We start from the raw sequence: 5,016 nt of genomic DNA, 5'->3' as shown, positions 1-5,016 counted from the left end.
TCTTTCAACCCACCACCTAACGGGAGGGCTGTGGAAACCGCACCCGTGAAAACTCTTGCCAACAATGGTTTTTGAAGGTAAATTTGGCAAGCCTTCTTTAATTCCTATTTTCTACAGCCAATGAATAAAATTTTATTCATGACTAAAACAGTAATACCCAGTGCAGATAAGAGTTTTGGACATTTGGCAGCGCCTTGGGGGAAGGGGATGCGTATTTTAATTTCCCCTTTTCACTTTTCACTTTCCCCCTTAACCGAACTATATTGGGTTCCCTTTGTTGCCATAGTAATTGTGCAGAACGTAGTGTAAACAAGCTTTCTGAAAGTTTTTCTCCACTTTTCTCGCTTTCTTTAAAAATTTTATGGTCTTCGAGAAAGCGTTCAAATAAATGACGTTGGCGTTTATTGCAGCAAATTTGGAACTTATAATTTTTCCAACCATTGAAGTAAATCATAATATTTCCTTCTTCGGTCTTATACCAAGATAAATCGCCATATAAATAATGTATGGGGTATGGTAAAGGTGATATTTTTTTTAACAAATTAGCTATCCAAATTGCACACTTCTCATTATCTTTAGGTACTTGATTAATTAGGTTGTCAAATGCTTCAATATATATTTTTCCAGTTATATCTCTACCATTAGGTAATCGATTATTTTGGATTTGCTTTTCAAAACGTTTAATCTCGACTTCTTTCTCAGTACGACGCTTTTCTAGCTTTTTGGTATTTTCCTCTTCTAGGTTGCTGATGTTTTTATTATTCTTTATCAGATAAGCTACTGCACAGCGTGTTAGAATATTTTCTGTTTCTCTGTGAATTTCGTATAATGTATCGGTCAATGATTTGGAATCATCTTTAGTCAGACTTGCTTCAATATTGGATTTTTTAATATTTTTATTTTCGTCTTTTGATTGGTGTTGCTTTTTACGTCCTTTTTGACTTGATTTTATCTGTCTATTATTCTTATTTTTAGTAGTAATTTCCTTTGGAAATTCTTTTGGCTTACTAAGAATTTCTTGTGCTTTTGAATGGATAGTCGATAAATCACAATTACTTTCTTCTACAAGTTCAATATCACTTTTAAGTATATGGTTTAGAAAATACTCTTTATTTTCTTTCTGCTTTTTCCGTTTTTGATATAAAGTCAGCCATGAAGAATACACTTGTTTTACTATATTATCTACTGATGAGTAAGGACGGCCTGAATCTTTTGTCAGAGATTTACGTAATCCTGTGATTTCTTCTTTAGTTATTTTTCCACTTTCTTTATTAGCTTCAAATTCTGGTTGCTCACTTACACTCTTCAGCAATTGAACAATCAAAGGAGTGTTTTTTTGGTCATTTCTTCCCATACTTTACGAAGTATATCCTCGCTAGCATAAAGATCGCATAGTATAGTTCTTAGAATTGCACTATTGGAATCCTTGTTACTATTGCGGCTCATAGTGACCAAACCTCCACCAAATAAATAGTTTTTTATTTGTGTAATTAGAACTAATTACTTATTCGTCTTCGTCAGATAACGATCGCCACTTGACCCGATCGCCATCCAAAAACCTCGGCATTGTCGCACTTGTTCAATAATGCTTTTAATCTACCACAAAACATTGTCACACATTGTTAAACATTATTGAGCCTTGTTCCAAGGTTACGGGAGTATGATGAACTGGCAACAAATCTTTGTAGTGTTGATGAGTCAGAGCGATCGCGTACAAACTTCCATATATTTCCCCAAAGATATCCACGAGGCTTTGGTGAGATGGGCACAGGAAGAAGACCGTCCCATCAGTAATCTTGTTGTGCGGCTTGTGAGTAAAGCAGTTGAGGAGCGGGAAAAGAAGCAAAATCCGCCGCAATAATATGTAGCTGTCGCAGATAGGACAATTTGTAAATTCCTGGTATACGATATATCCTCAGCCACTACATGAGCAAAGTCCTTGTGCGTGGTATGTTATTGGTTCTTTGCACGATGTAAAAACTTCAAGGCAAAGTGTCAGACGGGCTTAAGAACGTCTGGCAAAGTTGATCGGGGGAGGTATGCGTCAAGGCTATACGAAATGGCAATTAAGAAAAGTGAACTTTATAGTTCCTTATGGAAAAGCTGTGATGAACTGCGAGGTGGCATGGATGCCTCGCAGTATAAGGATTATGTACTGGTTTTATTGTTTGTTAAATATGTATCTGATAAATATGCGGGTGTAGCAGATGCGCTGATTGAAGTGCCTGAAGGCGGAGGCTTCCAGGATATAGTTGCCTTCAAAGGACAAAAAGATATTGGGGATGGCATCAACACAATTATTGCCAAACTAGCCGAGGCAAATGACTTAGTAGGCATCATTACCGTCGCTGATTTCAATAATGCTGACAAGCTGGGTAAGGGCAAGGAAATGCAGGAGCGGCTTTCCAACTTGGTGGCGATTTTTGAGAACCCGGCACTGAATTTTAGCAAAAACCGCGCCGATGGCGATGACATTTTGGGCGATGCTTATGAGTACCTGATGCGTAACTTTGCGACGCAATCAGGCAAAAGCAAGGGACAATTTTATACTCCGGCGGAAGTGTCCCGTGTAATCTCTCAAGTTATTGGCGTTAATTCAGCCCAAAGCCAGAGCCAGACGATTTACGACCCGACTTGTGGTAGTGGTTCTTTATTGTTAAAGTCGGCAGATGAAGCGGAACGGGGGTTAACTATCTACGGTCAGGAAATGGACAACGCTACCCGCGCTTTGGCTCGGATGAACATGATCCTGCACGGACACCCTACTGCTGAGATTTGGCAGGACAATACTTTATCAACTCCTTACTTCAAAGATGCAGATGGTAGCCTTAAAACTTTTGATTTTGCTGTGGCTAATCCTCCCTTTTCCTCCAAGGCTTGGAGCAATGGACTTAATCTAGTTAAGGTTTCAACGGTTTGATGGCTATGGTATTCCTCCGGCTAAAAATGGAGACTATGCCTTTTTGCTGCACATGGTGCGCTCCCTGAAAAGTAATGGCAAAGGGGCGATTATTCTGCCGCATGGGGTGCTGTTTCGCGGGAATGCAGAGGCGGAAATTCGGAAAAATCTGATTTGTAAGGGAATTATTAAGGGGATTATTGGGCTACCGCCGAACCTGTTTTTTGGGACGGGGATTCCTGCCTGCATTATTGTGTTAGACAAAGAAAATGCCGAGAATCGCCAAGGCATTTTTATGATTGATGCCAGCAAGGGGTTTGTTAAAGACGGCAATAAAAACCGCCTGCGGGAGCAGGACATTCATAAGATTGTTGATGTCTTCAACAAGCAGCTTGAAGTGGCGAAGTATTCGCGGATGGTTCCAGTTCAGGAAATTGAGGCGAATGAGTACAACCTGAATATCCCGCGCTATATCGACAGTCAGGAAGAGGAAGATATTCAGGATATTGAGGCGCATCTGTTGGGGGGGATACCCAAGCGAGATGTTGAGGCTTTGAGCGATTATTGGCAGGTTTACCCGACGCTGCAACAGGAATTATTTGAGGCGGCGGATCGCCCAGGATACCTGATGCTCAAAATTCCAGGATCAGAAGTCAAAGCCTGTATTTTTGCCCATCCTGAATTTATCAGCTATGGGAAAGACATTCAAGCGGTTTTTGAGACGTGGCAAGAAAAACACACGCCTTTGCTCAAAGCCATCCAGCCGGGAGATAAGCCCAAGGCGATTATTCACGCGCTCTCGGAAGACTTGCTGCAAGCGTTTACGGGTAAAAGTCTGATTGATAAATATGATGTTTACCAGCACCTGATGACCTATTGGGTGGAAAGTATGAAGGACGATGTTTATATTTTGGTCGAGGATGGCTGGAAGGCAGAACTGAAAGCGGTGACGAATAAGAAAGGTGTAGTAACAGATTATATCTGCGAACTGATTCCCAAGGAGTTGATGATTAACCGATATTTTAAAGCTGAACAGGCGGCGATTGAAGAACTGGAAACGAAAAAAGATGAAATTGTTCGCCAGCAGGAGGAACTGCAAGAAGAACATGGCGGTGAGGAGGGTTTGCTGGAAGAAGTCACCAATGACAGTGGCAAAATTACCAAAGCGAATGTAAACGATCGCATCAAGGTAATCAAGAATGATGCCACGTTTGCAGATGAGTTAAAGGTGTTAAAAGCTTATTTAAAGCTGATTGAGCAAGAGGCGGAAATTAGTAAACAAATTAAAGTATTAACTCAATTTTTGGATAATTATGTTTTAACAAAATACGGCGATTTAACTGAGGACGAGATTAAAACGCTGGTGGTAGATGACAAGTGGATGCCGACGCTGCGACAGGCGATCGCTTCAGAGATGGATCGGATTTCGCAACGCTTGACGCAGCGAATTAAGGAGTTGGCAGAACGGTATGATACGCCTTTGCCGCAGTTGACGAGTAAGGTTGAGGAGTTGACGGCTAAGGTTGAGGGGCATTTGCAGAGGATGGGGTTGGTGTGGTGAAAAAAAGTCTGAATCACGGATTAGAGGGATTACAGGATGACACGGAAGGAATAGAGGGCTATAAAAAGACTGAGGTGGGGGTGATTCCTGATGATTGGGAAGTAGTTTTACTTGATTTGGTTGCGAAACGCGGAAGTGGTCACACGCCAGATAAAAAGCATCCAGAATATTGGAATGGGGAAATCAAGTGGATCTCATTGAAAGACTCGAATCTTCTTGACAATTTATATATTTACGATACTACTGAAAAAATTACGCCCGCAGGAATTGCAAACTCTTCAGCAGTTTTGCACCCACTAGGGGCTGTTATTTTATCGCGGGACGCAGGAGTTGGAAAGAGTGCAATCACAAAAGATGTGATGGCAGTTAGCCAGCACTTTATGGCTTGGCACTGTGGTTCGCAATTAGATAACCATTTTCTTTACTATTGGCTGCAAGCAGAAAAGTCCGAGTTTGAACGAATTGCTATCGGCAATACTATCAAAACTATAGGTCTTTCGTATTTCAAGCAACTAAAAATTCCCTTTCCCTTTCTTGCAGAACAAAAAGCGATCGC

Annotated in this window: 5 protein-coding genes; 4 read left to right on the top strand and 1 reads right to left on the bottom strand. The window is 41.1% G+C overall.

The features are described 5' to 3' along the window. Positions 1–142: 142 nt before the first annotated feature. On the bottom strand, positions 143–1,354 hold the full coding sequence (cas12k, locus tag ACFFAP_RS03420) for a type V CRISPR-associated protein Cas12k (RefSeq protein WP_375509905.1): 1,212 nt from the start codon (positions 1,352–1,354) through the stop codon (positions 143–145). Positions 1,355–1,660: 306 nt separating this feature from the next. Between cas12k and ACFFAP_RS03415 the strand changes: the two genes are divergently transcribed. From ACFFAP_RS03415 to ACFFAP_RS03400, 4 genes are all read left to right on the top strand, one after another. Continuing rightward, positions 1,661–1,861 carry a hypothetical protein gene (locus ACFFAP_RS03415; RefSeq protein WP_334945525.1) on the top strand — a complete coding sequence of 67 codons (201 nt, stop codon included), beginning with the start codon at positions 1,661–1,663 and terminating at the stop codon, positions 1,859–1,861. A gap of 198 nt (positions 1,862–2,059) precedes the next feature. Beyond that, positions 2,060–2,920, top strand: coding sequence for an N-6 DNA methylase (locus ACFFAP_RS03410; protein ID WP_375509904.1), 861 nt, complete (start codon positions 2,060–2,062; stop codon positions 2,918–2,920). A gap of 43 nt (positions 2,921–2,963) precedes the next feature. After that, the gene (locus ACFFAP_RS03405; protein WP_375509903.1) at positions 2,964–4,460 is read left to right on the top strand and encodes an N-6 DNA methylase; all 1,497 of its coding nucleotides are present in this window, start codon (positions 2,964–2,966) and stop codon (positions 4,458–4,460) included. Further along, a partial coding sequence (locus ACFFAP_RS03400) for a restriction endonuclease subunit S (protein ID WP_375509902.1) occupies positions 4,454–5,016 on the top strand: 563 nt, incomplete at its 3' end. The genes ACFFAP_RS03405 and ACFFAP_RS03400, both read left to right, overlap by 7 nt.

Source organism: uncultured Nostoc sp., from assembly GCF_964245575.1.
Classification (GTDB): domain Bacteria; phylum Cyanobacteriota; class Cyanobacteriia; order Cyanobacteriales; family Nostocaceae; genus Nostoc.
The sequence above is the reverse complement of the archived record's forward strand: the minus strand, read 5'-3'. Positions and strand labels throughout refer to the sequence as shown.